Source organism: Psychromonas arctica (genome assembly GCF_038155225.1).
Taxonomy (GTDB): Bacteria; Pseudomonadota; Gammaproteobacteria; order Enterobacterales; family Psychromonadaceae; genus Psychromonas; species Psychromonas arctica_B.
Window position 1 is genome coordinate 1 of sequence record NZ_JBAKBA010000252.1, and the last position, 224, is coordinate 224.

At 38.8% G+C, this 224-nt stretch carries 1 protein-coding gene; it reads right to left on the reverse strand.

Annotation, left to right across the window (positions count from 1 at the left end):
• A partial coding sequence (locus V6255_RS18460; RefSeq protein WP_341629430.1) for a magnesium transporter occupies positions 1–224 on the reverse strand: 224 nt, incomplete at both ends.

Here is a 224-nt window from a genome sequence, read left to right on the forward strand (position 1 = left end):
GCTACCTAATCCTAAGAACACAATAAACCCAAAAATATCCGTGACAGTCGTTAGCACCACTGAGACAGATAAAGCAGGGTCAATATTTAATTTGCTTAACATCCAAGCTACCCATACTCCAGAGAGTGAAGCGATCAGGATATTACCTAAAATAGATATAAAGATAGTGAGTGATAGTAATTGATTATCAAACCAGACAAAGGTGATAGCGCCGAGCACAATCG